Raw genomic sequence first — 25,904 nt, 5'->3', positions numbered from 1 at the left:
TACCGGGAAAAGCAGCGCCCCACCCGCGCTGTCTTTCCCGGTACGCCCCTCCCTCTTCCCGTAACCCAAGACTTCAGAATTTAGAGAACAAGAGAGAACAGGGACCATATGTCCAGCGAATCCTCCTTCGGCCTCATGCAGATCGGCCTCGCCACCGCGGAAGACATCCGTGGCTGGTCTTACGGCGAGGTTAAGAAGCCGGAAACCATCAACTACCGCACGCTCAAGCCTGAGAAGGACGGCCTCTTCTGCGAGAAGATCTTCGGACCGTCCCGCGACTGGGAGTGCTACTGCGGTAAGTACAAGCGCGTGCGCTTCAAGGGCATCATCTGCGAGCGGTGTGGCGTTGAGGTCACCCGTGCCAAGGTGCGTCGTGAGCGCATGGGCCACATCGAACTGGCCGCGCCCGTCACCCACATCTGGTACTTCAAGGGTGTTCCCTCCCGTCTGGGCTACCTCCTTGACCTGGCACCGAAGGACCTCGAAAAGGTCATCTACTTCGCTGCCTACATGATCACGAGCGTCGACGCCGACAGCCGTCACGAGGAACTGCCCAACCTGCAGGTTGAGCACGACATCGAGAAGAAGCAGCTGGTTGACAACCGCGACTCCGACATCGCCACGATCGCCCGCGACCTTGAGAACGAGCTTGCCCGTCTCGAAGGCGAAGGCGCCAAGGCCGCCGACAAGAAGAAGGCCCGTGACTCCGCGGACCGTCAGATGGCAAACGTGCGCAAGCGTGCGGATGCTGAGATCGAGCGCCTGGAGCAGGTCTGGGACCGCTTCAAGAACCTGAAGGTCGCAGACCTCGAAGGTGACGAGGGCCTTTACCGCGAACTGCGTGACCGCTACGGCATGTACTTCGAAGGCTCGATGGGTGCCGAGGCCATCAAGAAGCGTCTTGAGAGCTTCGACATGCAGGCCGAGTCGGACCTGCTGCGCGACATCATTGCCAACGGCAAGGGCCAGCGCAAGACCCGTGCCCTCAAGCGCCTGAAGGTGGTCAATGCGTTCCTGACCACCAACAACAGCCCGCTCGGCATGGTTCTGGACGCCGTCCCGGTGATCCCGCCGGAACTGCGCCCCATGGTCCAGCTGGACGGTGGCCGCTTCGCGACCTCCGACCTCAACGACCTCTACCGCCGCGTGATCAACCGCAACAACCGCCTCAAGCGACTGCTTGATTTGGGTGCCCCGGAGATCATCGTCAACAACGAGAAGCGCATGCTTCAGGAAGCCGTTGACAGCCTCTTCGACAACGGCCGCCGTGGCCGTCCGGTCACCGGACCGGGCAACCGTCCGCTGAAGTCCCTGAGCGACATGCTCAAGGGCAAGCAGGGCCGTTTCCGCCAGAACCTTCTGGGTAAGCGCGTTGACTACTCCGGCCGTTCGGTCATCGTCGTCGGCCCGCAGCTGAAGCTGCACCAGTGTGGTCTGCCCAAGCAGATGGCCCTGGAGCTCTTCAAGCCGTTCGTGATGAAGCGACTGGTTGACCTCAACCACGCGCAGAACATCAAGTCCGCAAAGCGCATGGTGGAGCGTTACCGTCCGCAGGTCTGGGACGTTCTCGAAGAGATCATCACCGAGCACCCGGTACTGCTGAACCGTGCACCCACCCTGCACCGCCTCGGCATCCAGGCGTTCGAGCCCCAGCTTGTTGAAGGTAAGGCAATCCAGCTTCACCCGCTGGTTTGTGGCGCCTTCAACGCCGACTTCGACGGCGACCAGATGGCAGTTCACCTGCCGCTGAGCCCCGAAGCCCAGGCCGAGGCACGCATCCTGATGCTCTCCTCGAACAACATCCTGAAGCCGTCTGACGGCCGCCCGGTGACGCTTCCTTCGCAGGATATGATCATCGGCCTCTACCACCTGACCACCAAGCGTGTCGGTTCAGCTGGCGAGGGCCGCGTGTTCTCCTCCGTGCCGGAAGCCATCATGGCGTTCGACCTCCACGAGCTGCACCTGAACTCCCAGGTCAAGATCCGCCTCGAGGGCTTCGTCCCTTACGCGGGCTGGGAAGCTCCGGAAGGCTGGGAGCCGGGTCAGCCCGCGCTCGTCCAGACCTCCCTGGGTCAGGTCATCTTCAACCAGACCCTGCCCGAGGACTACCCGTGGGTTGAGGCCGTGGCCGACAAGGGCGAACTGTCCCGGATCGTCAACGACCTCGCTGAGCGCTACCCGAAGGTGGTCACTGCCGCAACGCTGGACAACCTGAAGGACGCCGGTTTCTACTGGGCTACACGCTCAGGCGTCACCGTGGCCATCTCCGACATCGAGGTGCCCAAGGACAAGCCGCAGATCCTGGCCGGTTACGAGACCATGGCCGCCAAGATCCAGGGCCAGTACGACAAGGGCCTGATCGACGACGACGAGCGTCGCCAGGAACTGATCGAGATCTGGAACAAGGCGACCAACGAAATCGCCCAGGCGATGCGTGACAGCCTGTCCCCGATGAACACCATCAACCGCATGGTGTCCTCCGGTGCACGTGGTAACTGGATGCAGGTCCGTCAGATCGCGGGTATCCGTGGCCTGGTGGCCAACCCTAAGGGTGAGATCATCCCGCGTCCCATCAAGTCCTCCTACCGCGAGGGCCTGTCGGTGCTGGAGTACTTCATCGCCACGCACGGTGCACGTAAGGGTCTGGCCGACACCGCGCTGCGTACCGCCAACTCGGGTTACCTGACCCGTCGTCTGGTGGACGTCTCGCAGGACGTCATCGTTCGCGAAGAGGACTGCGGTACCGAACGCGGCCTCGTCACCCCGATTGCCGTGGCTGACGCCAACGGCGAGCTGGTGCTGGACGAGAACGTCGAGAACAGCGCGTACGCCCGTACCCTGGCCGTGGATGTCGTTGACTCCAAGGGCAAGGTCCTGGCACCGGCGGGAACTGACTGCGGCGACGTTGTCATCGCCGAGCTGTTCGCGGCCGGCATCACCGAGGTCAAGGTCCGCTCCGTGCTCACCTGTGAGTCCAGCGTCGGCACCTGCGCCCTGTGCTACGGCCGTTCGCTTGCCACGGGTAAGACCGTGGACATTGGTGAGGCCGTGGGCATCATCGCCGCACAGTCCATCGGTGAGCCCGGTACCCAGCTGACCATGCGTACCTTCCACACCGGTGGTGCTGTTTCGGCCAGCGGTGGCGATGACATCACCCAGGGTCTGCCCCGTATCCAGGAGCTCTTCGAAGCCCGTACTCCGAAGGGTGTCGCACCGATTGCTGAAGCAGCCGGCCGCATCACCATCGAAGAGTCCGAGCGCCAGATGCGCCTGGTCATCACTCCGGATGACGGCAGCGAAGAGATCGCTTACCCGGTCCTGCGCCGCTCACGTCTCCTGATTGAGGACGGCCAGCACGTCACGGTGGGCCAGAAGCTCATCAACGGTCCGGTCGACCCCAAGCAGGTTCTGCGCATCATGGGTCCCCGTGCCGCGCAGAAGTTCCTGGTGGATGAGGTCCAGGGCGTGTACCGCAGCCAGGGCATTGGTATCCACGACAAGCACGTCGAGGTTATCGTCCGCCAGATGCTGCGCCGCGTCACGGTTATCGAATCCGGCGAGTCCGATCTGCTCCCCGGTGAGCTGGCCGAACGCAGCCGCTTCGAGGACGCCAACCGCCGCGTTGTGTCCGAGGGCAAGACGCCGGCTTCCGGCCGTCCTGAGCTCATGGGCATCACCAAGGCGTCCCTGGCAACCGAGTCCTGGCTGTCCGCAGCTTCCTTCCAGGAAACCACCCGCGTCCTGACGCAGGCGGCCATGGAAGGCAAGAGCGACCCCCTGCTCGGCCTCAAGGAAAACGTCATCATCGGTAAGCTCATCCCGGCAGGCACGGGTCTCCCGCGCTACACCGAGGTCACGGTGGAGCCCACTGAGGAAGCAAAGGCCAATCTGTTCACCGGCCCCAGCGCATTCAGTGACTTCTCCTACGACTCACTGGGCGGCGACGGAGCTCCGGAGTTCCACGCCATCCCGCTGGATGACTACGACCTCGGCAGCGACTTCCGCTAACCGTTAGCTCGGCGTCGGGCCCCGTCACCACTCCGCGTTATCAGCGGAGCGGAGGCGGGGCCCTTCCTGTTGGCCCAACTGGCTCGCAGTTAATGTCGTTATGGGCGTCCATAACGACATTAACTGCGAGCTACTTGGGCAGCGGGGGTCCGATTAAGGACTGGCGGCCGTCCGTGTTAGACTGGGTACCAATTGTTATTGTGGCAGAGGATGAGAGCGCCGGTGGCAGCTGTAAAGCTGAGCCAGAGCGACGTTTCCGGTTTGCAGGGTTCTTGTGCAACGTATGCCACATTTTTGCATGCCTAGGGGCCAACGCAGATGCAAGTCGGCGTCTCCGGGTGTGCGATCCGACTATTAAGGCTTCGCCTAAGCTGCTCTGGAGACTTCTTCAAAGCTCGGGCGGCGGGGCAAAGCAACAAGCGAGCGGCTGTCAGCGGCCGCTCCGGATAAAACGGAGAACACGAGAGTGCCTACGATTAACCAGCTGGTCCGTAAGGGCCGCACGCCTAAGGTCAAAAAGACCAAGGCTCCCGCGCTTAACGGCAGCCCGATGCGCCGCGGTGTTTGCACCCGCGTCTACACCACCACCCCAAAGAAGCCGAACTCGGCTCTGCGTAAGGTTGCACGTGTGCGCCTTAACGGTGGCGTGGAAGTCACCGCCTACATCCCCGGTGTGGGCCACAACCTCCAGGAGCACTCGATTGTGCTCGTCCGTGGTGGTCGTGTGAAGGACCTCCCGGGTGTCCGCTACAAGATCGTCCGTGGCGCCCTCGATACCCAGGGTGTGAAGAACCGTAAGCAGGCCCGCAGCCGCTACGGCGCAAAGATGGAGAAGAAGTAATATGCCTCGTAAGGGTCCGGCCCCGAAGCGGCCGCTAGTTCTAGATCCCGTATACGGCTCCCCGCTGGTCACCCAGCTGATCAACAAGGTGCTCGTCGACGGCAAGAAGTCCACCGCAGAGCGCATCGTCTACGGTGCACTCGAAGGCGCTCGCGCCAAGTCCGGCGGCGACCCCGTTGCAGCCCTCAAGAAGGCCATGGACAACGTCAAGCCTTCCCTCGAGGTCCGCTCACGCCGCGTTGGTGGCGCAACCTACCAGGTCCCGGTTGAAGTCAAGCCGGGCCGCTCCACGGCACTCGCCCTGCGCTGGCTGGTCGGCTACTCCAAGGCCCGCCGCGAGAAGACGATGACCGAGCGCCTCCAGAACGAAATTCTGGATGCGTCCAACGGCCTGGGTGCCGCTGTGAAGCGTCGCGAAGACACCCACAAGATGGCCGAGTCCAACAAGGCCTTCGCACACTACCGCTGGTAATACTTCCCGGACGCCGCCGGCTCTACAGAGCCGGCGGCGAACGTGCAGTCCATCCGAAAGGGAGACACCGTGGCACAGGACGTGCTTACCGACCTTAGTAAGGTCCGCAATATCGGCATCATGGCCCACATTGATGCCGGCAAGACCACCACCACCGAGCGCATTCTGTTCTACACAGGTGTGAACCACAAGATCGGCGAAACGCACGACGGCGCGTCGACCACCGACTGGATGGAACAGGAAAAGGAACGCGGCATCACCATCACGTCTGCCGCCGTGACCTGCTTCTGGGAAAACAACCAGATCAACATCATCGACACCCCCGGCCACGTTGACTTCACGGTCGAGGTTGAGCGCTCCCTGCGCGTCCTCGACGGTGCTGTTGCCGTGTTCGATGGCAAGGAAGGCGTGGAGCCGCAGTCCGAGACTGTTTGGCGCCAGGCTGACAAGTACAACGTTCCGCGTATCTGCTTTGTCAACAAGATGGACAAGCTGGGCGCTGACTTCTACTTCACCGTTGACACCATCATCAGCCGCCTCGGAGCCAAGCCGCTCGTTATGCAGCTGCCCATCGGCGCCGAGAACGACTTTGTCGGCGTCGTCGACCTGCTGTACATGCGTGCACTGGTCTGGCCCGGCGACTCCAAGGGTGATGTCACCATGGGTGCCAAGTACGAGATCCAGGAGATCCCGGCTGACCTCAAGGAAAAGGCCGAGGAGTACCGCGCAACGCTCGTTGAGACCGTTGCGGAGTCCTCCGAGGAGCTCATGGAGAAGTACCTCGAGGGTGAAGAAATCACCACCGACGAACTCAAGGCCGGCATCCGCAAGATGACGATCAACTCCGAGCTCTACCCGGTGTTCTGCGGTTCTGCATTCAAGAACCGTGGCGTTCAGCCGATGCTCGATGCTGTTGTCGACTACCTGCCGAACCCGCTCGACGTCCCGCCGATGATCGGTCACGATCCCCGCGACGAAGAGAAGGAACTGACCCGTAAGCCTTCAGCCGACGAGCCGTTCTCCGCACTGGCATTCAAGATTGCCGCGCACCCGTTCTTCGGTCAGCTCACCTTCATCCGCGTGTACTCCGGTCACGTGGAAGCAGGTTCCCAGGTGGTCAACTCCACCAAGGGCAAGAAGGAGCGCATCGGCAAGCTGTTCCAGATGCACGCCAACAAGGAAATGCCCGTTGACGGCGCCACCGCTGGCCACATCTACGCAGCGATCGGGCTGAAGGACACCACCACGGGCGACACCCTGTGCGATCCCGCCAACCAGATCGTCCTCGAGTCCATGAGCTTCCCGGAGCCCGTGATCTCGGTTGCGATCGAGCCGAACACCAAGGGTGACCAGGAGAAGCTCTCCACGGCCATCCAGAAGCTTTCCGCTGAGGACCCGACCTTCCAGGTCTCCCTCAACGAAGACACCGGCCAGACCATTATCGCCGGCATGGGCGAGCTCCACCTGGACATCCTGGTGGACCGCATGCGCCGCGAATTCAAGGTCGAGGCGAACGTTGGCAAGCCGCAGGTCGCATACCGCGAAACCATCAAGCGTGCTGTGGAGCGTCACGACTACACGCACAAGAAGCAGACCGGTGGTTCCGGCCAGTTCGCAAAGATCCAGATTGCGATCGCACCGCTGGACACGTCCGAAGGCGAGATGTACGAGTTCGAGAACAAGGTCACTGGTGGCCGAATTCCGCGCGAATACATCCCGTCCGTCGACGCCGGCATCCAGGACGCACTGAACGACGGCGTCCTGGCCGGCTACCCGGTGGTGGGCATCAAGGCGACGCTGATCGACGGCGCTTACCACGATGTTGACTCCTCGGAAATGGCGTTCAAGATCGCCGGGCGTATGGCTTTCAAGGAAGCCGCACGCAAGGCGAACCCCGTCCTGCTCGAACCGCTGATGGATGTCGAGGTCCGCACCCCTGAGGAATACATGGGTGAAGTTATCGGTGACCTCAACTCACGCCGTGGCCAGATGCAGTCCATGGAAGATGCACAGGGCGTCAAGGTCATCCGTGCGCACGTTCCGCTGTCCGGCATGTTCGGCTACATCGGTGACCTGCGCTCGAAGACCCAGGGCCGCGCTGTGTACTCCATGACATTCAACAGCTACGCCGAGGTCCCGAAGGCAGTTGCCGACGAGATCATCCAGAAGAACCGCGGCGAATAGTCCCCAGGGACTTTCACAGCGACAAACTCGGGTGTGCTTCCTCTACGGAAGTCCGCCTGGGGCAGGCGGCCGGTCTCCGGTCCCGACCGATTGCCGGCCGTCTGCCCGAACAGGCTCTGGGAGCTAGTATTAGTTCCTGAATCTGCAATTTCACCAATCCAAAGCCCCCCAAGTAGACTTACTGAAGTTTCGTCGCGACAAGCGCGGTCGAAGGGTAAGTCATTTGAAAACGTTCTAGGAGGAACCTGTGGCAAAGGCAAAGTTCGAGCGGACTAAGCCGCACGTTAACATCGGCACCATTGGTCACGTTGACCACGGTAAGACGACGTTGACGGCCGCGATTTCCAAGGTGCTGTACGACAAGTACCCGACACTCAACGAGCAGCGCGACTTCGCGTCTATTGACTCTGCTCCCGAAGAGCGTCAGCGCGGCATTACCATCAACATCTCCCACGTTGAGTACCAGACCGAGAAGCGCCACTACGCACACGTAGACGCCCCCGGTCACGCTGACTACATCAAGAACATGATCACCGGCGCTGCACAGATGGACGGTGCAATCCTCGTGGTTGCCGCCACTGACGGCCCGATGGCTCAGACCCGCGAGCACGTTCTGCTCGCCCGCCAGGTTGGCGTTCCCTACCTGCTGGTCGCGCTGAACAAGTCGGACATGGTCGATGACGAAGAGCTCCTCGACCTCGTCGAAATGGAAGTTCGTGAGCTGCTTTCGGCTCAGGGCTTCGACGGCGATGAGGCTCCGGTCGTTCGCGTTTCAGGCCTGAAGGCTCTCGAAGGCGACCCGGTTTGGGTCAAGTCCGTCGAGGACCTCATGGAAGCTGTCGACAACTCCGTGCCGGACCCGGTACGCGACCGCGACAAGCCCTTCCTGATGCCGATCGAAGATGTCTTCACGATCACCGGCCGTGGCACCGTTGTTACGGGCCGCGCCGAGCGTGGCACCCTCGCCATCAACTCCGAGGTCGAGATCGTCGGCATCCGTCCGGTCCAGAAGACCACGGTTACCGGTATCGAGATGTTCCACAAGCAGCTCGATGAAGCATGGGCCGGCGAGAACTGTGGCCTCCTGCTCCGCGGTCTGAAGCGCGACGACGTAGAGCGTGGCCAGGTTGTCGTCAAGCCGGGTTCCATTACCCCGCACACCGACTTCGAGGCCAACGTCTACATCCTCTCCAAGGACGAAGGCGGGCGTCACAACCCGTTCTACTCCAACTACCGCCCGCAGTTCTACTTCCGCACCACGGACGTAACCGGCGTTATCACCCTGCCGGAAGGCACGGAAATGGTTATGCCTGGCGACAACACTGAGATGACCGTTGCGCTCATCCAGCCCATCGCCATGGAAGAGGGCCTCGGCTTCGCTATCCGCGAAGGCGGCCGCACCGTTGGTTCAGGTCGTGTCACCAAGATCCTCAAGTAATACTTGTTGATCGCGGATCGGGAGGTCTAGCGACCGCCCGTGAAGTTTGGAACAGCCCCGCTGCAGTTTGCAGCGGGGCTGTTCTTTTGCCCCCGCCCTTCGAAAGACTAAAGCCTCTTACGGAGGCCGCCCCTTACAGTCACTGCAGCAATGCGGCGGCCGGAGAGCACCGAGGCGGGACGCCCGGGTCAGGGAAGGGAACATCGCTAGTCGCGTGGCTGCCTGATAGTGTTTCCGTCGGAGAGCCGGAGAGTCTGAGAGGAGCAAGGCATGGGATGGCTAATTTTCTTGCTGATAGCGGTGGCGGTGGTGGGCGGCGTCCTTTGGGCGAAAAAGCATTTCCGTCATGAGATCGACCGCGCCAAACGCATCAACCGCGCCAACCGGAACAACTGATCCGGAATCACGAGCCTCAGGGCCGGCCGGACTTCCGCGCGTTGCTCAGCGCCTGGAACCAGTAAAAGGACTCCTTCGGGGTGCGCTCCAAGGTGTCGAAGTCCACATGGATGAGCCCGAACCGCTGCGAATAGCCGGCGGCCCACTCGAAGTTGTCCAGCAGCGTCCAGACGTAGTACCCCAGTAATTCCACGTCCTCAGCGATGCCGCCCGGTGACGTGGCCGCGAGCGCATGGCCAAGATGGCTGGCCAGGTAGTTGATTCTGTTCGTGTCGGCGATCGGACCCGTGACATGTTCGGGCTCGGGGAAACTCGCGCCGCTCTCGGTGATGTACAGCGGGGGCAGGGCCGCGCCGTAGCGGTCCTTGAGTTCCCGCAGGAGTACCCCGAGATGTTCAGGGGCCACGGGCCAGCCGAACCCGGTGGTCCCGTATTCGGGAAACGCGGCCATGTGGAACGGGACGCGTGCCATGGCTTCGGCCGTGCCGGCCGGGCTGTCTGCGGAACCGCGCCCGGTGGCCACCTTCACGGGGTAGTAGTAGTTGAGTCCGTAAAAATCCAGGGGCTGGTGGATATCGCGCAGGTCCGCATCGGAGGCCTTGCCCAAGGAGCGGAACCAGGGCCGGGCGATCAGCGGCGGCTTCGGGTAATGGCCCAGGAGAATAGGATCCGCGTACACGCGGTTCAACATCAGGTCGAAAACCGTGGCCAGCAAGCGGTCGCTGAGCTTGCGGGAGGCCGGACGAACCGGAGAGTGCAGGTTGGTCACTCCGATCCCGCCCGTCACGCCCGCGGCTCTCAAGGCCTGCACGGCAAGGCCGTGGCCCAGGAGCTGGTGATGGACAGAGGGAAGCGCGTCGAACAACAGGTCCCGCCCGGGCGCATGGACCCCGAGCGCATAGCCGTTGAGGGTCACGGAAACCGGCTCGTTGAGGGTGACCCATTGAGCCACCCGGTCCCCGAACCGCTCACCCGCTGCGGCGCTGTATTCGGCGAAGCGTTCGGCCGTTGTCCTGTTCATCCACCCCCCGCCGTGTTCCAGCGGCAGGGGGGTGTCCCAGTGATACAAGGTGGCCATGGGGGAGATGCCGGCCTCGAGCAGCTGGTCAATCAACCGGTCATAGAAGTCCAGTCCGTGGCTGTTGAACGGGCCGGTGCCGTCCGGCTGGATGCGCGGCCAGGAGATCGAGAACCGGTAGGAGTCCACGCCGAGTTCGCGCATCAGTCCTACGTCCTCGGGGGAACGGTTGTAGTGGTCGCATGCCACGGCGGGTGAGTGGCCGTCCATGATGCTGCCGGGCTTCTCCGCGAAGGCGTCCCAGCCGGAGGGCCCGCGCCCGTCCGCGGTCAGGGACCCCTCGATCTGGAACGCGGCGGCCGCCACCCCCAAAGTGAACCCGGGGTGCAGGAGTTCGGCCAGGCTCTGCACCGCTGCAGACTTCTGCACAGTCATGCCCCTATCATCCATTCGACGGTTGCTGAAGGCAATGACTCTGCCCGCCCTAGTGGCCCGCCATTATGGGGCGCCGGATCCTCACAGGCCGACGCGGGGGCCGACTAAGGGCCCGCGTTGCCTCTGATTCGCTTCTGGGGCCAATGTCCGGCATACTAGATGAGTTGTTCAAGCGCTCTTTCGTGTCCCGATCCGGATAATGCCGGGTGTCAGGGTCCAAGTAGGAGACCAAACATAACCCACACCCCATGGAACTGCGGACGAGTATGCGTGCAAAGCGCGACACGCCCGACCGCGGGGGTCGGTTACGCCGGCAGGTTGAGGAACCCGGATTCATCCGGATTCAGCTTGTGCGGCGGGTGGTAGTTACGACTTCAAATGCTTCGGCAGCCACACAACATGTAAGTGAACAGGGCAGCCCCAATCAGGGGAAGCACAGACTGAAAGAGAGTCAGGCGACATGGCGGGACAAAAAATCCGCATCCGGCTGAAGTCATACGACCACGAGGTCATTGACGTTTCAGCACGGAAGATCGTTGAGACGGTCACGCGCGCAGGCGCAACGGTTGTTGGCCCCGTGCCGCTTCCGACGGAGAAGAACGTTTACTGCGTAATCCGCTCTCCGCACAAGTACAAGGACAGCCGCGAGCACTTTGAAATGCGCACGCACAAGCGTCTGATCGACATCATCGACCCCACGCCCAAGGCTGTTGACTCGCTTATGCGTCTCGACCTGCCGGCCGACGTGAACATCGAAATCAAGCTGTAGGGAGGTGCTGAGAGACTATGACCGCAACCCGTAACGTAAAGGGCCTGCTGGGCACGAAGCTCGGCATGACCCAGGTCTGGGACGAGAACAATAAGCTCATCCCCGTCACTGTGGTCCAGGCTGACTCGAACGTCATCACGCAGCTGCGTAACGCAGAGACTGATGGCTATGTCGCCGTTCAGATCGGCTACGGCCAGATCGATCCCCGCAAGGTCACCAAGCCGCTGGCTGGTCACTTTGAAAAGGCAGGCGTCACGCCTCGCCGCCACGTCGTGGAACTGCGCACTGCAGATGCTGACTCTTACGAGCTGGGCCAGGAGCTTTCAGTTGAGCTCTTCGAAGCCGGCCAGAAGATCGACGTCGTTGGCACCACCAAGGGTAAGGGCTTCGCCGGTGTTATGAAGCGTCACGGCTTCCACGGCGTTGGAGCTTCCCACGGTGCACACAAGAACCACCGTAAGCCCGGTTCAATCGGTGGCGCATCCACCCCGAGCCGCGTCTTCAAGGGCATGAAAATGGCCGGCCGCATGGGCGCCGTTCGTCACACCACGCTGAACCTCACGGTTCACGCGGTTGACGTCGAGAAGTCGCTGCTCCTGATCAAGGGCGCCGTTCCCGGCGCCCGCGGCCAGGTCGTACTCGTACGCACCGCCGTGAAGGGAGCCTAGTTCAATGACTAGCACTGTCAAGGTTGACCTGCCTGCAGAGATCTTCGACGTACAGACCAACGTGCCGTTGCTGCACCAGGTCGTCGTTGCCCAGCTCGCTGCTGCTCGCCAGGGTACCCACAAGACCAAGACCCGCGCCGAAGTTTCCGGTGCAGGCCGCAAGCCGTTCAAGCAGAAGGGCACCGGCCGCGCCCGTCAGGGTTCAATCCGTGCTCCTCACATGACCGGTGGTGGCGTCGTTCACGGCCCCACCCCGCGTGACTACAGCCAGCGCACCCCCAAGAAGATGATTGCTGCTGCACTGCGCGGCGCTCTCTCTGACCGCGCACGCAACGGCCGTATCCACGTCATCGCTGAACTGGTGGCCGGCACCAAGCCGTCCGCCAAGGAAGCCCTGGCAACCTTGCGCGGCGTGTCCGACCGCAAGAACCTGCTCGTTGTCATCGAGCGCGCCAACGATGTTGCCGCACTGTCCGTGCGCAACCTTGAGGCTGTTCACGTTCTGTACGCAGACCAGCTGAACACCTACGACGTGCTCGTTTCCGACGACGTAGTCTTCACCAAGGCTGCCTACGAAGCATTCGTTGCTGGCAAGGCAAAGAACGAGGAGGATGCCAAGTGAGTGCAGCCACCATCAAAGACCCGCGCGACGTCGTGCTTGCACCCGTCGTCTCGGAAAAGAGCTACGGCCTGATCGATGAGGGCAAGTACACCTTCCTGGTGGACCCCCGCTCGAACAAGACCGAGATCAAGCTGGCCGTGGAGAAGATTTTCTCCGTCAAGGTCGACTCGATCAACACCATCAACCGTGCCGGTAAGCGCAAGCGGACCAAATTCGGATGGGGCACCCGCAAGAACACCAAGCGTGCGATTGTGACCCTCAAAGAAGGCACTATCGACATCTTCGGCGGTCCGCTCGCGTAGCGGAGACCACTTTAACGAGGAAATAAATTATGGGAATCCGTAAATATAAGCCGACTACCCCGGGCCGTCGTGGCTCGAGCGTAGCGGACTTCAGTGAAATCACGCGTTCGACGCCGGAAAAGTCGTTGGTACGTCCGCTCCCCAAAAAGGGCGGCCGTAACAACACCGGTAAGATCACGACCCGTCACAAGGGTGGTGGCCACAAGCGCCAGTACCGTCTGATCGACTTCCGTCGCCACGACAAGGACGGCGTCAACGCCCGCGTTGCCGAAATCGAGTACGACCCGAACCGTACGGCTCGCATCGCGCTCCTGCACTACGTTGATGGCACCAAGCGTTACATCATCGCCCCGAACAAGCTGTCCCAGGGCGACTTCGTAGAGGCCGGCGCCGACGCCGACATCAAGCCCGGCAACAACCTTCCGTTGCGCAACATCCCGGTGGGTACCGTAATCCACGCAGTTGAACTGCGTCCGGGTGGCGGCGCCAAGATGGGCCGCTCCGCCGGCGCATCGATCCAGCTCGTTGCCAAGGAAGGCCGTTTCGCCCAGCTGCGTCTGCCTTCCGGCGAAATCCGCAACGTTGACGTGCGCTGCCGCGCAACCGTCGGCGAGGTCGGCAACGCCGAGCAGTCGAACATCAACTGGGGTAAGGCCGGCCGTATGCGCTGGAAGGGCGTTCGCCCGACCGTCCGTGGTGTCGCCATGAACCCGGTCGACCACCCCCACGGTGGTGGCGAGGGTAAGACGTCCGGTGGACGTCACCCCGTCAACCCGAACGGTAAGCGCGAAGGCCGCACCCGCCGTCCCAACAAAGAGAGCGACAAACTTATTGTTCGTCGCCGTCGTACTGGCAAGAACAAGCGATAGGAGCCTGGACACATGCCACGCAGCCTGAAAAAAGGTCCTTTCGTTGACCAGCACCTCTTTGTAAAGGTGGACAGGGAAAACGAAAAGGGCACCAAGAACGTCATCAAGACCTGGTCCCGCCGCTCGATGATCATCCCCGACATGCTCGGGCACACGATCGCCGTGCACGACGGACGCAAGCACATTCCGGTGTTTGTCACCGAGTCGATGGTCGGGCACAAGCTCGGCGAATTCGCTCCCACGCGGACATTCCGCGGCCATGTCAAGGACGACCGTAAGGGCAAGCGCCGCTAGGCGCCTGCACTTACGTCAAAGACGAGAGAAGGAAAGCAATGGAAGCCAAGGCAATTGCGCGTCACATCCGCGTAACGCCTATGAAGGCCCGGCGCGTCGTCAACCTTGTTCGTGGTAAGCAAGCGAACGAGGCTCTGGCAATTCTGAAGTTTGCCCCCCAGGCAGCTTCTGAGCCGGTATTCAAGGTAGTTCAGTCGGCAATCTCCAACGCCCGGGTCCTCGCGGACCGCGACGGCGTGGCGTTTGACGAAGGTGACCTCATCATCAGCGAAGCGTTTGTTGATGAAGGCCCGACCATGAAGCGGTTCCAGCCGCGAGCTCAGGGTCGTGCATTTCAGATCAAGAAGCGCACGAGCCACATCACCGTGGTAGTCGCTACCCCGGAGAAAGAGGAGGCTCGCTAAGTGGGACAGAAAGTTAACCCGCACGGGTTCCGACTCGGCATCACCACCGATCACGTATCGCACTGGTTTGCTGACAGCACCAAGGCTGGCCAGCGGTACAAGGACTTCGTTCGCGAAGACATCCGCATCCGCCAGCTCATGTCCACGGGCATGGAGCGCGCAGGTATCGCCAAGGTCGAAATCGAGCGCACCCGCGACCGTGTCCGCGTGGATATCCACACGGCACGTCCGGGCATCGTTATCGGCCGCCGCGGCGCTGAAGCAGACCGCATCCGCGGCGAGCTCGAAAAGCTCACCGGCAAGCAGGTTCAGCTGAACATCCTCGAGGTCAAGAACCCCGAGATGGAAGCGCAGCTTGTTGCCCAGGGCGTTGCTGAGCAGCTGACTTCCCGCGTGGCTTTCCGCCGTGCGATGAAGAAGGCCATGCAGTCCGCACAGCGTGCAGGCGCCAAGGGCATCCGTATCGCTTGCTCGGGTCGACTGGGCGGCGCAGAAATGTCCCGCTCGGAGTTCTACCGCGAAGGCCGTGTGCCCCTGCACACCCTGCGTGCGAACATCGACTACGGCTTCTACGAGGCCAAGACCACCTTCGGCCGCATCGGCGTGAAGGTCTGGATCTACAAGGGTGACGTCACCGCCAAGGAACTGGCTCAGCAGGCAGCTGCTGCTCCGTCCCGTGGCCGTGGTGCCAGCGACCGCCCGGGCCGCCCGGGTGGCGCTGACCGTGGTGACCGCCGCCGTCGTACTGACCGTCCGGCAGCCGAAGCAGCTCCTGCTGCAGAGGCTCCGGCCGCTGAGGCTGCTGCTCCTGCAGTAGAGGGAGGACAGGCTTAAATGCTTATCCCACGTCGAGTCAAGCACCGTAAGCAGCACCACCCGGGTCGTTCCGGCGCTGCAACGGGTGGCACCAGGGTCTCCTTTGGTGAGTGGGGTATCCAGGCTCTGAGCCCGGCATACGTCACCAACCGTCAGATCGAGTCTGCCCGTATCGCGATGACCCGCCACATCAAGCGTGGCGGCAAGGTCTGGATCAACATCTATCCGGACCGTCCGCTGACGAAGAAGCCGGCCGAAACCCGCATGGGTTCCGGTAAGGGTTCTCCGGAATGGTGGGTCTCAAACGTCAAGCCGGGCCGGGTTCTCTTTGAGATCTCCGGCGTCGAGGAATCTGTTGCTCGTGAGGCACTTCGCCTGGCGATCCACAAGCTCCCGTTGAAAGCACGCATTCTGCGTCGCGAAGGTGGTGAATAGAAATGTCAGTAGGATCCAAGGAACTTGCATCCGCACAGCTGGACGGTTTCGACAACGAGCGACTCGTTGAAGAACTCCGCAAGGCCAAGGAAGAGCTGTTCAACCTGCGTTTCCAGTCCGCCACCGGTCAGCTGGAGAACCACGGTCGGCTGCGCGCGGTAAAGAAGGACATCGCACGCATCTACACCGTTCTTCGTGAGCGCGAGCTGGGCATTCGTGCCGAGGTTGCCGCACCGGTTGTGGAAGCCAAGGAAGAAAAGAAGTCCAAGAAGGCCGCAACCAAGAAGGCCGACAAGGCTGAAACGGTTGAGACCGAGGAGGACGCCAAGTGAGTGAAAAGGACGAGAACGTGACGGAAACTGTTTCCGCCGCAGCTACGGCTGATGAGCGCGGTTACCGTAAGACGAAGCGCGGATACGTTGTCTCTGACAAGATGGAAAAGACCATCGTTGTTCAGGTCGAAGACCGCGTGAAGCACGCCCTTTACGGCAAGGTTATCCGCCGCAACACCAAGATCAAGGCTCACGACGAAGAGAACACCGCCGGCATCGGCGACCTCGTTCTCCTCGCCGAGACCCGCCCGCTGTCCGCTACCAAGCGGTGGCGTCTGGTTGAGATCCTCGAAAAGGCCAAGTAGAGCCTAAGCCGGCGTTCGCGCAGGCACAGGACCGTACAGGTCAGGAAACCCCCGTTCCCTCTTGGGCGCGGGGGTTTCCGCGTTCCCTGGACCCGCGCCCTCCTGGATGGCGGGGCGGCGACCCCGGCGAACGGGCCGGACGACGTCGGCGGGCCGGCTTGCCGGAGGAATGCCGCGTCAGGCGGGCCAAAACGCCGCCGTGCGCGTCGCCGTCGGGCGCCTCCAGCTGTGATATGGGGATAAGCCCAGAACGTGCTAAGATTTTGAGTTTGTATGGCGCCTTTCGTGCGCCGTCATCAACCTCGTAAACAATCGTGCCACGGCATAGTGCCCCCTTGCGCCCCGACTCGTCGGATTCCACTTGGGAAGCAAATGTTTTTGGCACGGGAGTTTAGGCCTGGTCTGGCAAAATCCAGGCAGGTCAAGAGACACCCCGATCAACCGTTCCGCAAGGCTCATTCCGTAGGAAGATTTTCGGTCTGAGAACCAGCGCGACGCAAGGAGTAAATAGTGATTCAGCAGGAGTCGCGACTCAAGGTCGCCGACAACACGGGTGCTAAGGAAATCCTTACCATTCGCGTTCTCGGTGGATCTGGCCGTCGCTACGCAGGCATTGGCGACGTAATCGTCGCTACCGTCAAGGACGCAATTCCGGGCGGCAACGTAAAGAAGGGCGACGTCGTCAAGGCTGTCATCGTCCGTACCAAGAAGGAACGCCGCCGTGCGGATGGTTCCTACATCAAGTTTGACGAGAACGCAGCTGTGATCCTGAAGAACGACGGTGACCCCCGCGGTACCCGTATCTTCGGACCGGTTGGTCGTGAACTTCGCGACAAGAAGTTCATGAAGATCGTTTCTCTGGCTCCGGAGGTGCTCTAGTCCATGGCTAAGATCAAAAAGGGTGACCTCGTTCAGGTCATCACTGGCGCCAAGGCTGAGCGCGGCGGCGACAAGGGTAAGCAGGGCAAGGTTCTGCGCGTATTCCCGGAGACCAACCGCGTGTTGGTTGAAGGCATTAACCGCGTAACCAAGCACACCAAGGTCGGTCAGTCGCAGCGCGGCACCAAGACCGGTGGCATCGAGGTCGTCGAGGCTTCGATCCACATCTCCAACGTGGCTCTGGTTGACCCGTCCACCAAGAAGCCCACCCGCGTCGGTTTCCGCACCGAGACCGTTGAGCGCGATGGCGTGAAGCGTGAAGTGCGCGTCCGCGTGGCCAAGAGCTCAGGGAAGGACATCTAATGACTGAGACTCTCGAGACTCCGGCAAGCAAGATCGTTCCTCGTCTGAAGACCAAGTACGCCGATTCCATCAAGAACACGCTGACTGAGGAATTCAAGTACCAGAACGTCAACCAGGTTCCCCGTCTGGTCAAGGTCGTTGTGAACATGGGTGTTGGAGATGCCGCCAAGGACTCCAAGCTGATCGACGGCGCTGTCCGCGATCTGACCCTGATCACCGGCCAGAAGCCGCAGGTAACCAAGGCCCGCAAGTCGATCGCACAGTTCAAGCTGCGCGAAGGCATGCCGATCGGTGCGCACGCTACCCTGCGTGGGGACCGCATGTGGGAATTCCTGGACCGTCTGGTCACGCTGGCTCTGCCGCGTATCCGCGACTTCCGGGGCCTCAGCGGCAAGCAGTTCGACGGCAACGGCAACTACACCTTCGGTCTGACCGAGCAGGTTATGTTCCACGAGATCGACCAGGATTCCATTGACCGCGTTCGCGGTATGGACATCACTGTCGTGACCACTGCCAAGACCGACGACGAAGGCCGCGCGCTGCTCAAGGCGCTTGGCTTCCCGTTCAAGACCGAAGACTAATCTAGCTACGTAAAAGGTCCGGCTACCCGGTCCTGAACTTTGTTCAGGACCTGCAGGTCAGCGGAAACCGTTATGAGGAAGGGCAAGAGCCCACATGACAATGACAGATCCCGTCGCAGACATGCTTACGCGTCTGCGCAACGCTAACTCGGCATACCACGATTCCGTGTCCATGCCGTACAGCAAGCTCAAGGCACGCGTTGCCGACATCCTGAAGGCCGAAGGTTACATCGCCTCCTGGAAAGAAGAAGACGCGGAGGTCGGCAAGAAGCTGACCCTCGAGCTCAAGTTCGGTCCGAACCGCGAGCGTTCCATCGCTGGTGTTCGTCGTATTTCCAAGCCGGGACTGCGCGTTTACGCAAAGTCCACCAACCTGCCGCACGTGCTCGGTGGCCTGGGTGTCGCAATCCTGTCCACCTCTTCCGGCCTCTTGACTGACAAGCAGGCCGGCAAGAAGGGCGTGGGCGGCGAAGTCCTCGCTTACGTCTGGTAACGGGAAAGGAAGAGAATAATGTCACGTATTGGACGTCTCCCCATCACCGTTCCTGCCGGCGTTGAGGTCAAGGTTGACGGCTCTGTCGTCAGCGTCAAGGGTTCCAAAGGCGAGCTGAGCCACACTGTGCCCAGCCCGATCGAGGTTTCCCTGGAAGAAGGCACCCTGACTGTCGCCCGCCCGAACGACGAGCGCGCCTCACGTTCGCTGCACGGCCTGACCCGCACCCTGATCGCCAACATGATCCAGGGTGTCACCGCAGGCTACGAGAAGAAGCTTGAGATTGTCGGTACCGGTTACCGCGTCCAGGCCAAGGGTTCTGACCTGGAGTTCGCTCTGGGCTACAGCCACCCGGTCAACGTCTCGGCACCGAACGGCATCACCTTTGCAGTAGAGACCCCGACCAAGCTCTCTGTTTCAGGTATCTCCAAGCAGCAGGTCGGCGAGGTTGCTGCCAACATTCGCAAGCTGCGGAAGCCGGACCCCTACAAGGGCAAGGGCATCCGTTACGCAGGCGAAGTCATCCGCCGCAAGGTCGGAAAGGCTGGTAAGTAACCATGGCGATCGCAATTAACAAGAAGCGTACGAACAAGAGCAAGTCTGCCCAGCGCAGCCGTCGCCAGCTTCGTATCCGCAAGCGCATCTCCGGAACGGCTGTACGCCCTCGTCTGGTCGTCAACCGCTCCGCACGCCACGTATTCGTCCAGGTTGTCGATGACACCAAGGGCCTGACCGTGGCAAGCGCCTCCACTCTGGAAGCCGACCTTCGCGTGTTCGACGGTGACAAGACCGCCAAGGCCAAGCGCGTTGGCGAACTGGTCGCCGAGCGTGCCAAGGCTGCCGGTATCGAAGCTGTTGTCTTCGACCGCGGTGGTAACAAGTACCACGGCCGGATCGCCGCCGTCGCTGACGGCGCACGTGAAGGTGGGCTGTCACTGTGACCGAAAATAACGAAAAGGACATTCAGGTGACTGAAGCTGTAGCTGCTGCTGCAACTGAGACCGCTGCGCCTGCTACCACCGACGACCGCCGTGGTGGCGCTGCTCGTCGTGGCGAGCGTGGCGACCGCGGCCAGGGCCGTGGCGACCGTGGTGGCCGTGGTGGCCGCGATGGTGGCCGCGAAGCCGAAAAGAGCCAGTTCGTAGAGCGCGTCGTAACCATCAACCGCGTTTCCAAGGTCGTCAAGGGTGGTCGTCGCTTCAGCTTCACCGCACTCGTCGTCGTTGGTGACGGCAACGGTATGGTCGGCGTTGGCTACGGCAAGGCTAAGGAAGTTCCTGCCGCAATCGCGAAGGGCGTTGAAGAAGCCAAGAAGTCCTTCTTCCGCGTTCCCCGCATCGGCAGCACCATCCCGCACCGCGTTCAGGGTGAGGCCGCTGCAGGCGTCGTAATGCTGCGTCCGGCTTCCGCCGGTACCGGTGTTATTGCCGGCGGTCCGGTCCGTGCAGTACTGGAGTGCGTGGGCATCCACGACATCCTCTCCAAGTCGCTCGGTTCCTCCAACGCCATCAACATCGTTCACGCGACCGTTGATGCACTGAAGCGTCTCGAAGAGCCTGCAGCTGTGGCAGCCCGCCGCGGCCTCCCGCTCGACGAGATCGCTCCGCCGGCAATGGTGCGCGCACTTCTGAACCAGAAGGCAGGTGTCTGAGTCATGGCCAAGAACCTGATTCCCTCCGACGACACGTTGGAGATCACTCAGATCAAGTCCGCCATTGGCGGCAAGCAGAACCAGCGCGACACCCTCCGGTCCCTCGGCCTGAAGCGTATCGGACACACCGTTGTCCGCACCGCCGACGCCGTGACCGTTGGAATGCTCAACACGGTTCCGCACCTGGTAAAGGTAGAGGAGGCGAAGTAAATGGCAGAGAACAAGACCGCCGAAAAGGCACAGGGCGCCGCTGCTGAGAAGCAGAACGCACTGAAGGTTCACCACCTGCGTCCCGCCCCGGGTGCCAAGACCGCCAAGACCCGTGTTGGTCGTGGTGAAGGTTCCAAGGGTAAGACCGCTGGTCGTGGTACCAAGGGTACGAAGGCCCGCTACCAGATCAAGGCTGGCTTTGCCGGCGGCCAGCTGCCGCTGCACATGCGCCTGCCGAAGCTGCGCGGCTTCAAGAACCCGTTCCGGGTTGAGTACCAGGTTGTGAACCTGGACAAGCTCAACGAGCTGTTCCCGGAAGGTGGCGCTGTCACCGTGGAGAACCTGGTTGAAAAGGGTGCCGTTCGCAAGAACCAGCCCGTCAAGGTGCTGGGCACCGGCGACATCACCGTCAAGGTTGACGTCACGGTCCACGCATTCTCGGCCAGTGCCGCAGAAAAGATTGCTGCAGCAGGCGGAAGCACCACCGCCCTCTAAGGAGGACGGCGGGGCATTTGCCCGGTTGTGGATACTCCCGGTACGAGGGGCTGAGGCCTTTCGTACCGGGAGTTTTTCGATTTCCGGGACCTCGCCGATTGTTCGCATGGCGCATCAACCCGTTAGACTCGGTTGTTGGGTTTTATTGACCTGTCTCACACGACTTTATTAACAACTCAGGAGGACGCTTGCTTAGCGCATTTGGCCGGGCCTTTCGCACGCCTGATCTGCGACGCAAGTTGTTGTTCACGCTGGGAATCATCACAATCTTCCGCTTGGGTGCCTTCATTCCCTCGCCTGGTGTGAGCTACCAGAATGTCCAGCAATGCTTGCATAACGGTCAGACCCAGGGCGGGATCTACCAGCTCGTCAATCTGTTCAGTGGCGGTGCATTGCTGCAGGTGTCGATCTTTGCCCTGGGCATCATGCCCTACATCACGGCGAGCATCATTGTGCAGTTGCTGCGGGTGGTCATTCCCCGGTTCCAGGAGCTCTATGACGAAGGCGCCTCCGGACAGTCGAAGCTGACGCAATACACGCGTTACCTCACGATTGCCCTCGGCCTGCTGAACGCCACGACGCTGGTGTCGCTGGCCCGGTCAGGGCAGCTGCTGCCGAACTGCCAGCTCTCCATCATTCCGGACACAAGCATCATCTCCACGATCCTGATCGTCATCACGCTGACGGCCGGCACCGGCCTCATCATGTGGATGGGCGAGCTCGTGACGGAGAAGGGCGTGGGCAACGGAATGTCGATCCTCATCTTCACGTCCATCGCGGCAGGCTTCCCGACGTCACTCGGCGCCATCTGGACTGCCCAGGGCCCCGGAACGTTCTTCATGGTGATTGTCATCGGCCTGCTGACCGTGGCCCTCGTTGTGTTTGTGGAACAGTCCCAGCGCCGGATCCCCGTGCAGTATGCCAAGCGCATGATCGGCAGGCGTACTGTGGGCGGCACCAGCACCTACATCCCCATCAAGGTGAACATGGCCGGCGTCGTGCCCGTCATCTTCGCCTCATCGATGCTCTACCTGCCGGGCTTGATCTCCCAGTTCAACCAGCCCAAGGCTGGAGAGCAGATGCAGCCGTGGGTTGAGTGGATTAACAACAACCTCACCCGCGGTGACCACCCCATCTACATGGCGCTGTATTTCGTCATGATTGTCTTCTTCACGTACTTCTATGTCGCCATAACTTTCAATCCTGAGGAAGTTTCGGACAACATGAAGAAGTACGGCGGCTTCATCCCGGGTATCCGGGCTGGCAAGCCGACAGCGGAATATCTGCAGTATGTCCTTTCCAGAATCACCCTCCCCGGCGCCATGTACCTCGGTCTCGTGGCGTTGATTCCACTGATCGCCCTGGTCTTGATCAATGCCAACCAGAACTTCCCGTTCGGCGGCACCTCGATCCTGATCATGGTGGGCGTGGGCCTGGAAACGGTCAAGCAGATTGACGCGCAGCTACAACAACGTCACTACGAAGGGCTTTTGCGATGACGAGAATGTTGATTATCGGACCCCCGGGCTCCGGCAAGGGAACGCAGGCGGAACGAATCTCGGAGCGCCTCGGCGTTGTTGCGATTTCCACTGGCGATATCTTCCGTGCCAACGTCAAGGGTGAGACGCCGCTCGGCGTCGAAGCAAAGAAATACATGGACGCCGGAGATTTCGTTCCGGACAGCGTCACCAACAAGATGGTGCGCGACCGGCTCAACGAGGACGACGTCGACGGCGGCTTCCTCCTCGACGGTTACCCCCGCACCACCGCGCAGGTGGACTACCTCGACGGCATCCTGGCCGAGGGCGATCAGAAGCTCGACGTCGTGCTTCAGCTGACCGCTGATGACGAGGAACTGGTGAAGCGCCTCCTGGGCCGTGCCAAGGAAACCGGCCGCAGCGACGACAACGAAGGCGTTATTCGTCACCGGCTGGACCTGTACCACGAGCAGACGGAACCCGTTGTGGCCAAGTATGCCGAGCGCGGCATCCTGACCCGGGTTGACGGCATCGGCGGCATCGACGAGGTCACCGACCGCGTCATGGAAGCCATCAAGGCAGCACAGGCAGCCTGACAGGCCTGCTTGCAGTCCCTGGCAGGGCGCGTCCCGCACCACCGTGTGCGGGACGCGCCCTTTCCTTTTGGAGGGCGCAGCTGTTGCCGGCAGGCGTGGCACCGGGCAGCTTTGCCGGTGCGGGAGAATGGATAGAAGACCTGGGATGAACGCATCCCGCCGCGAGACGAAGCACTGAGGTATATATGGCATTCGGACAGCCCCGGATTGAATACAAGACCAACGCCCAAATGCGCATCATGCATGAGGCCGGCCTGGTCCTGAGCCGCGCCCTGGACGCAGCGGTGGCGGCAGCGGTCCCCGGCGCCAGCACGGCGCAGCTGGACGCTGTCTTTGCCGCGGTCCTGGACGAAGCCGGTGCCAAGTCCAACTTCCGCGGTTACCACGGGTTCCCGGCCACCATCTGCACCTCGGTCAACGAGGAAGTGGTGCACGGCATCCCGGGCAGCCGTGTGCTGAACGACGGCGACATCATCTCGATCGACGGCGGCGCGATCGTGGACGGCTGGCATTCCGACTCGGCCCGCACCGTGATTGTGGGGACCCCCGACCCGGAAGACGTCCGGTTGTCAGAAGTCACCGAGGAAGCCATGTGGCGCGGCATCGCGGCGCTGGCCACCGGGAAGTTCGTGGGGGACATCGGCTGCGCCGTGGACGATTACGTCTCCTCCGTCCCGGGCAAGCCGCTGGGTATCCTGGAAGACTACGTGGGCCACGGCATCGGCTCCGAAATGCACATGGCGCCGGACGTGCTGAACTACCGGGCCAGCCACCGCGGGCCGAAGATCCGCCCTGGACTGTGCCTGGCCATTGAGCCCATGCTGGTCCGCGGCAGCATTGACACCGCGGTGCTCGAGGACGACTGGACCGTGGTCACCACAGACGGCCAGCGTTCCTGCCAGTGGGAGCACTCCGTGGCGGTCCACGAAAAAGGTATCTGGGTTCTTTCAGCGCCCGACGGCGGCGCGGAGCGGCTCGCGCCGCTGGGCGTGGTGCCCGTCCCGATTCCCTAACTCCCCTCCACCCCCTTCTACCCAAGTAGCTGACAATTGATGCCGTTATGAGCGCTCATAACGGCATCAATTGCGAGTCAGTTGGGCGGGGGAGGTGGGGTTGGGCGGGGGAGGTGGGGTTGGGCGGGGGAGGTTGGGCGGTGTGGTGCGGGCGGGTTAGCTCTTGAGCTTCGGCTTGACGTCCTTGTTGTAGATGCCCTCGAGGGTGGCCTTGAGGTCCGTCATGGTCGCCTTGACGTCACCCTGCTGGGTCAGGATCTTCGCCGCGGCCTTGGCCATCTCCTGGTCGGCGCCCGGCAGGAACACACGTGCGTTGTCCTGGACATGGGTGACTGCGAGCTGGTCCATGGCCGTCTTGATCTGCGGCGTCTTGGCAAGCACCGCGGTCATGTCCGCCGAGGTGCGGGTGGGCATGTAGCCGGTCGCGGCGGAGAACGCGGCCGTGCTGTCCGGCTCCGTCATGAACTTCAGGAAGGTGGCGGCGGCGAGCTGGACCTCCTTGCTCACGCCACTCGGAATGCCAAGCCCGGCGCCGCCGGTGGGGCAGACTTCCGTTTCCTTCTTGGGTCCGCCGGGCAGGAAGCCGACGCCGACATTGAACGTGGCGGACTTGAGCACACCCAGCAGGTCCCCAGTGGAGGAAATCGTTGTGGACGCAATGCCGGCGGAGAAGTCGTCCGCGGCGTTCTTGGAGGAGACCCCGGCCCACTTGTCCTTGTAGACAGAGTCCTGTGCCCACTGCAGGGCCGCTACCGACTCAGCGGAGTCGCAGTTGATGTCCCAGCCGTTGGACCAGCTTCCGCCCCAGCCCCACAGGTTGTTCTGCAGCGTCCAGCCCGCGTAGCCGGCGAGGGCCGGGTACATGTAGGCGTAGCTGGCGCCCGAGCTGGCCTTGAGCTTGGGGGCCCAATCGGCGAACTCCTGCCAGGTCTTCGGTGCGCGGTCCGGCAAACCGGCGGCCTTGAAGTGGTCCTTGTTGTAGTAGAAGAGCGGAGTGGAACGGCCGTAGGGCAGCGCCCACTGCTTGTCGGCGTACTTGTAGTCCGCCACGAGGGACTTCTGGAAGTCGTCGATCTTGAAGTCCAGCTGCTTGATCAGCGCGTCAAGCGGAATGATGTTGCCGTTGGTGTAGTACCGGAACCACCAGACGTCTGAGAGCACCACGAGCCCAGGGAGGGCGGACTTCGCAGCTTGCGAGGTCTGGAACTTCTGGGCGATCTCCTCGTAGTTGGCCCCGGCGGTCACCAGGTTCACCTTGATGTCCGGGTACTTCGCCTGGAACTTGTCGATGATCGACTTTTCGACGTCCTGGGACTTGCCCGGGTGGCTGGTCCAGAAGTCGAACGAACCGGCTGGCTTCACGCCCGTGAAGTCGATATCGGAGGCGCTGCTGGTGGCGCCCCCTCCACTGGTGGACGGGCCGCCGCAAGCTGCCAGCGCCGCGGCGCCAGCAGTGGCGCCCGCCAGTCCAAGGAAGTTTCTGCGGTCAAGATTCATGGCCATGGTGGATCCTCTCAAAGGAAGTTCTGAATCGGGT

The 25,904-nt window shown here is 61.9% G+C and carries 31 protein-coding genes; 29 read left to right on the top strand and 2 right to left on the bottom strand.

All coding sequences use genetic code 11. The features are described 5' to 3' along the window. Window positions 1–108: 108 nt before the first annotated feature. From ACP4XC_RS18210 to ACP4XC_RS18185, 6 genes are all read left to right on the top strand, one after another. Window positions 109–4,008: a DNA-directed RNA polymerase subunit beta' gene (locus tag ACP4XC_RS18210; RefSeq protein WP_427172099.1), complete on the top strand. Its 3,900-nt coding sequence runs from the start codon at window positions 109–111 to the stop codon at window positions 4,006–4,008. Window positions 4,009–4,474: 466 nt separating this feature from the next. Further along, window positions 4,475–4,849, top strand: a complete 375-nt coding sequence (gene rpsL / locus ACP4XC_RS18205; RefSeq protein WP_011692814.1) for a 30S ribosomal protein S12 — start codon at window positions 4,475–4,477, stop codon at window positions 4,847–4,849. Window position 4,850: 1 nt separating this feature from the next. Next, window positions 4,851–5,321, top strand: a complete 471-nt coding sequence (gene rpsG, locus ACP4XC_RS18200) for a 30S ribosomal protein S7 (RefSeq protein WP_026531948.1) — start codon at window positions 4,851–4,853, stop codon at window positions 5,319–5,321. 69 nt (window positions 5,322–5,390) lie between these two features. Continuing rightward, window positions 5,391–7,505: an elongation factor G gene (gene fusA / locus ACP4XC_RS18195; RefSeq protein ID WP_427172096.1), complete on the top strand. Its 2,115-nt coding sequence runs from the start codon at window positions 5,391–5,393 to the stop codon at window positions 7,503–7,505. Between the two features lie 247 nt (window positions 7,506–7,752). Next, window positions 7,753–8,943: an elongation factor Tu gene (gene tuf / locus ACP4XC_RS18190; RefSeq protein WP_069949303.1), complete on the top strand. Its 1,191-nt coding sequence runs from the start codon at window positions 7,753–7,755 to the stop codon at window positions 8,941–8,943. 270 nt (window positions 8,944–9,213) lie between these two features. Further along, window positions 9,214–9,339, top strand: a complete 126-nt coding sequence (locus ACP4XC_RS18185; protein ID WP_427172094.1) for a hypothetical protein — start codon at window positions 9,214–9,216, stop codon at window positions 9,337–9,339. A 16-nt stretch (window positions 9,340–9,355) separates the two neighbouring features. Here ACP4XC_RS18185 and ACP4XC_RS18180 read toward each other — a convergent pair whose 3' ends face one another. Further along, entirely contained in the window at window positions 9,356–10,792 is a 1,437-nt protein-coding gene (locus tag ACP4XC_RS18180; RefSeq protein ID WP_427172092.1) for a GH1 family beta-glucosidase, read from the bottom strand. Window positions 10,793–11,252: 460 nt separating this feature from the next. Here ACP4XC_RS18180 and rpsJ point away from each other — a divergent pair, with 460 nt between their 5' ends. The 23 genes from rpsJ (at window position 11,253) to map (ending at window position 24,367) form a co-directional block, all read left to right on the top strand. Then, entirely contained in the window at window positions 11,253–11,561 is a 309-nt protein-coding gene (gene rpsJ / locus ACP4XC_RS18175; RefSeq protein ID WP_003803825.1) for a 30S ribosomal protein S10, read from the top strand. 17 nt (window positions 11,562–11,578) lie between these two features. Continuing rightward, window positions 11,579–12,229, top strand: coding sequence for a 50S ribosomal protein L3 (gene rplC / locus ACP4XC_RS18170; RefSeq protein ID WP_003803812.1), 651 nt, complete (start codon window positions 11,579–11,581; stop codon window positions 12,227–12,229). 4 nt (window positions 12,230–12,233) lie between these two features. Beyond that, window positions 12,234–12,851 carry a 50S ribosomal protein L4 gene (gene rplD / locus ACP4XC_RS18165; RefSeq protein WP_427172089.1) on the top strand — a complete coding sequence of 206 codons (618 nt, stop codon included), beginning with the start codon at window positions 12,234–12,236 and terminating at the stop codon, window positions 12,849–12,851. Beyond that, window positions 12,848–13,153, top strand: a complete 306-nt coding sequence (gene rplW / locus ACP4XC_RS18160) for a 50S ribosomal protein L23 (protein WP_066293292.1) — start codon at window positions 12,848–12,850, stop codon at window positions 13,151–13,153. The genes rplD and rplW overlap by 4 nt, the downstream gene beginning before the upstream one ends. Before the next feature lie 29 nt (window positions 13,154–13,182). Further along, a complete protein-coding gene (gene rplB, locus ACP4XC_RS18155; protein ID WP_427172087.1) occupies window positions 13,183–14,022 on the top strand; it encodes a 50S ribosomal protein L2 in 840 nt (279 codons plus the stop codon). 12 nt (window positions 14,023–14,034) lie between these two features. Further along, window positions 14,035–14,316 (top strand): 30S ribosomal protein S19, encoded by a 282-nt coding sequence (gene rpsS, locus ACP4XC_RS18150; protein ID WP_011692805.1) that lies wholly within the window; start codon window positions 14,035–14,037, stop codon window positions 14,314–14,316. 38 nt (window positions 14,317–14,354) lie between these two features. Next, a complete protein-coding gene (gene rplV / locus ACP4XC_RS18145; RefSeq protein WP_003803798.1) occupies window positions 14,355–14,720 on the top strand; it encodes a 50S ribosomal protein L22 in 366 nt (121 codons plus the stop codon). Beyond that, entirely contained in the window at window positions 14,721–15,554 is an 834-nt protein-coding gene (rpsC, locus tag ACP4XC_RS18140) for a 30S ribosomal protein S3 (protein WP_354169337.1), read from the top strand. Further along, window positions 15,555–15,971 (top strand): 50S ribosomal protein L16, encoded by a 417-nt coding sequence (gene rplP, locus ACP4XC_RS18135; protein ID WP_427172084.1) that lies wholly within the window; start codon window positions 15,555–15,557, stop codon window positions 15,969–15,971. 2 nt (window positions 15,972–15,973) lie between these two features. After that, window positions 15,974–16,303 (top strand): 50S ribosomal protein L29, encoded by a 330-nt coding sequence (gene rpmC, locus ACP4XC_RS18130; RefSeq protein WP_069949295.1) that lies wholly within the window; start codon window positions 15,974–15,976, stop codon window positions 16,301–16,303. Next, a complete protein-coding gene (gene rpsQ, locus ACP4XC_RS18125; protein ID WP_427172082.1) occupies window positions 16,300–16,608 on the top strand; it encodes a 30S ribosomal protein S17 in 309 nt (102 codons plus the stop codon). Before rpmC ends, rpsQ begins: the two co-directional genes overlap by 4 nt. 510 nt (window positions 16,609–17,118) lie before the next feature. Next, a complete protein-coding gene (gene rplN / locus ACP4XC_RS18120) occupies window positions 17,119–17,487 on the top strand; it encodes a 50S ribosomal protein L14 (RefSeq protein ID WP_003803789.1) in 369 nt (122 codons plus the stop codon). A 3-nt stretch (window positions 17,488–17,490) separates the two neighbouring features. Further along, window positions 17,491–17,850, top strand: coding sequence for a 50S ribosomal protein L24 (gene rplX / locus ACP4XC_RS18115; protein ID WP_024366125.1), 360 nt, complete (start codon window positions 17,491–17,493; stop codon window positions 17,848–17,850). Then, entirely contained in the window at window positions 17,850–18,431 is a 582-nt protein-coding gene (gene rplE, locus ACP4XC_RS18110; protein ID WP_018773672.1) for a 50S ribosomal protein L5, read from the top strand. Before rplX ends, rplE begins: the two co-directional genes overlap by 1 nt. Window positions 18,432–18,525: 94 nt before the next feature. After that, on the top strand, window positions 18,526–18,924 hold the full coding sequence (gene rpsH, locus ACP4XC_RS18105) for a 30S ribosomal protein S8 (protein ID WP_056425243.1): 399 nt from the start codon (window positions 18,526–18,528) through the stop codon (window positions 18,922–18,924). A gap of 18 nt (window positions 18,925–18,942) precedes the next feature. After that, the gene (gene rplF, locus ACP4XC_RS18100; RefSeq protein WP_120951143.1) at window positions 18,943–19,479 is read left to right on the top strand and encodes a 50S ribosomal protein L6; all 537 of its coding nucleotides are present in this window, start codon (window positions 18,943–18,945) and stop codon (window positions 19,477–19,479) included. A gap of 2 nt (window positions 19,480–19,481) precedes the next feature. Next, window positions 19,482–19,865 (top strand): 50S ribosomal protein L18, encoded by a 384-nt coding sequence (gene rplR, locus ACP4XC_RS18095; RefSeq protein ID WP_427172077.1) that lies wholly within the window; start codon window positions 19,482–19,484, stop codon window positions 19,863–19,865. A 26-nt stretch (window positions 19,866–19,891) separates the two neighbouring features. Further along, window positions 19,892–20,575 (top strand): 30S ribosomal protein S5, encoded by a 684-nt coding sequence (rpsE, locus tag ACP4XC_RS18090; protein WP_427172075.1) that lies wholly within the window; start codon window positions 19,892–19,894, stop codon window positions 20,573–20,575. Window positions 20,576–20,578: 3 nt separating this feature from the next. Continuing rightward, a complete protein-coding gene (rpmD, locus tag ACP4XC_RS18085) occupies window positions 20,579–20,785 on the top strand; it encodes a 50S ribosomal protein L30 (RefSeq protein WP_306915792.1) in 207 nt (68 codons plus the stop codon). Then, entirely contained in the window at window positions 20,786–21,280 is a 495-nt protein-coding gene (gene rplO, locus ACP4XC_RS18080) for a 50S ribosomal protein L15 (RefSeq protein ID WP_427172072.1), read from the top strand. A gap of 188 nt (window positions 21,281–21,468) precedes the next feature. Next, window positions 21,469–22,779 carry a preprotein translocase subunit SecY gene (gene secY / locus ACP4XC_RS18075; protein WP_427172070.1) on the top strand — a complete coding sequence of 437 codons (1,311 nt, stop codon included), beginning with the start codon at window positions 21,469–21,471 and terminating at the stop codon, window positions 22,777–22,779. 5 nt (window positions 22,780–22,784) lie between these two features. After that, window positions 22,785–23,354: an adenylate kinase gene (locus tag ACP4XC_RS18070; protein ID WP_427175157.1), complete on the top strand. Its 570-nt coding sequence runs from the start codon at window positions 22,785–22,787 to the stop codon at window positions 23,352–23,354. Window positions 23,355–23,539: 185 nt separating this feature from the next. Then, window positions 23,540–24,367 (top strand): type I methionyl aminopeptidase, encoded by an 828-nt coding sequence (gene map / locus ACP4XC_RS18065; protein ID WP_427172068.1) that lies wholly within the window; start codon window positions 23,540–23,542, stop codon window positions 24,365–24,367. Window positions 24,368–24,523: 156 nt separating this feature from the next. Here map and ACP4XC_RS18060 read toward each other — a convergent pair whose 3' ends face one another. Further along, window positions 24,524–25,870 carry an ABC transporter substrate-binding protein gene (locus ACP4XC_RS18060; RefSeq protein WP_427172066.1) on the bottom strand — a complete coding sequence of 449 codons (1,347 nt, stop codon included), beginning with the start codon at window positions 25,868–25,870 and terminating at the stop codon, window positions 24,524–24,526. Window positions 25,871–25,904 lie beyond the last annotated feature (34 nt).

The organism is Arthrobacter sp. 92, from assembly GCF_050260325.1.
Taxonomy (GTDB): domain Bacteria; phylum Actinomycetota; class Actinomycetes; order Actinomycetales; family Micrococcaceae; genus Arthrobacter.
Note: the sequence above shows the minus strand (reverse complement) of the source record. Positions and strands in the feature narration are given on the sequence as shown.

Excerpts from the sequence above, each read along its gene's own strand:
- rpmC (WP_069949295.1), top strand. The coding sequence starts at position 15,974 with ATGTCAGTAGGATCCAAGGAACTTGCATCCGCACAGCTGGACGGTTTC.
- rplF (WP_120951143.1), top strand. The coding sequence starts at position 18,943 with ATGTCACGTATTGGACGTCTCCCCATCACCGTTCCTGCCGGCGTTGAG.
- rplC (WP_003803812.1), top strand. The coding sequence starts at position 11,579 with ATGACCGCAACCCGTAACGTAAAGGGCCTGCTGGGCACGAAGCTCGGC.
- rplB (WP_427172087.1), top strand. The coding sequence starts at position 13,183 with ATGGGAATCCGTAAATATAAGCCGACTACCCCGGGCCGTCGTGGCTCG.
- rplP (WP_427172084.1), top strand. The coding sequence starts at position 15,555 with ATGCTTATCCCACGTCGAGTCAAGCACCGTAAGCAGCACCACCCGGGT.
- rpsG (WP_026531948.1), top strand. The coding sequence starts at position 4,851 with ATGCCTCGTAAGGGTCCGGCCCCGAAGCGGCCGCTAGTTCTAGATCCC.
- ACP4XC_RS18070 (WP_427175157.1), top strand. The coding sequence starts at position 22,785 with ATGTTGATTATCGGACCCCCGGGCTCCGGCAAGGGAACGCAGGCGGAA.
- rplE (WP_018773672.1), top strand. The coding sequence starts at position 17,850 with ATGACTGAGACTCTCGAGACTCCGGCAAGCAAGATCGTTCCTCGTCTG.
- rpsJ (WP_003803825.1), top strand. The coding sequence starts at position 11,253 with ATGGCGGGACAAAAAATCCGCATCCGGCTGAAGTCATACGACCACGAG.
- rplX (WP_024366125.1), top strand. The coding sequence starts at position 17,491 with ATGGCTAAGATCAAAAAGGGTGACCTCGTTCAGGTCATCACTGGCGCC.
- rplR (WP_427172077.1), top strand. The coding sequence starts at position 19,482 with ATGGCGATCGCAATTAACAAGAAGCGTACGAACAAGAGCAAGTCTGCC.
- rpsS (WP_011692805.1), top strand. The coding sequence starts at position 14,035 with ATGCCACGCAGCCTGAAAAAAGGTCCTTTCGTTGACCAGCACCTCTTT.
- rpsH (WP_056425243.1), top strand. The coding sequence starts at position 18,526 with ATGACAATGACAGATCCCGTCGCAGACATGCTTACGCGTCTGCGCAAC.
- ACP4XC_RS18210 (WP_427172099.1), top strand. The coding sequence starts at position 109 with ATGTCCAGCGAATCCTCCTTCGGCCTCATGCAGATCGGCCTCGCCACC.
- ACP4XC_RS18060 (WP_427172066.1), bottom strand. The coding sequence starts at position 25,870 with ATGGCCATGAATCTTGACCGCAGAAACTTCCTTGGACTGGCGGGCGCC.
- ACP4XC_RS18180 (WP_427172092.1), bottom strand. The coding sequence starts at position 10,792 with ATGACTGTGCAGAAGTCTGCAGCGGTGCAGAGCCTGGCCGAACTCCTG.
- rplO (WP_427172072.1), top strand. The coding sequence starts at position 20,786 with ATGGCAGAGAACAAGACCGCCGAAAAGGCACAGGGCGCCGCTGCTGAG.
- rpmD (WP_306915792.1), top strand. The coding sequence starts at position 20,579 with ATGGCCAAGAACCTGATTCCCTCCGACGACACGTTGGAGATCACTCAG.
- rplD (WP_427172089.1), top strand. The coding sequence starts at position 12,234 with ATGACTAGCACTGTCAAGGTTGACCTGCCTGCAGAGATCTTCGACGTA.
- rplV (WP_003803798.1), top strand. The coding sequence starts at position 14,355 with ATGGAAGCCAAGGCAATTGCGCGTCACATCCGCGTAACGCCTATGAAG.
- ACP4XC_RS18185 (WP_427172094.1), top strand. The coding sequence starts at position 9,214 with ATGGGATGGCTAATTTTCTTGCTGATAGCGGTGGCGGTGGTGGGCGGC.
- map (WP_427172068.1), top strand. The coding sequence starts at position 23,540 with ATGGCATTCGGACAGCCCCGGATTGAATACAAGACCAACGCCCAAATG.